This is a genomic window from Neisseria sp. 19428wB4_WF04 (assembly GCF_015235335.1).
GTDB lineage: Bacteria > Pseudomonadota > Gammaproteobacteria > Burkholderiales > Neisseriaceae > Neisseria > Neisseria musculi.
Genome location: NZ_JADGLG010000238.1, coordinates 1 through 251 on the forward strand (window position 1 = coordinate 1; position 251 = coordinate 251).

Sequence of the window (251 nt, forward strand, 5' to 3'; positions counted from 1 at the left end):
TATCGCGGCAGCCTTCGAGGGCCCTATCCCCGGCAGCGCCTTCAGCTCCTCCGCCGTTGCCGTGTTGATGTTTACCGCCGCCAGCAACAGCGTCGGGGTTATCGCGCTCAAGATACCCAATAAATAAGGGGCTGACGTAGATTAGCAGTCATGACAGGCTGCCAAAATGAAGATAACCCACTGTAAGTTAAAGAAGAGTCTGCAAAGAAAACTGCTTGAATATTTTGTATTGGAAGTAACCGCACGTTCTG

The 251-nt window shown here is 51.0% G+C and carries 1 protein-coding gene and 1 pseudogene; one reads left to right on the plus strand and one right to left on the minus strand.

The genetic code is table 11. From position 1 onward, the window contains the following. A partial coding sequence (locus tag IR141_RS13145) for a helix-hairpin-helix domain-containing protein (RefSeq protein WP_194198410.1) occupies positions 1–120 on the minus strand: 120 nt, incomplete at its 3' end. Between the two features lie 46 nt (positions 121–166). Here IR141_RS13145 and IR141_RS13150 point away from each other — a divergent pair. Then, positions 167–251: pseudogene (locus IR141_RS13150) on the plus strand (IS1595 family transposase); the annotation flags it as partial.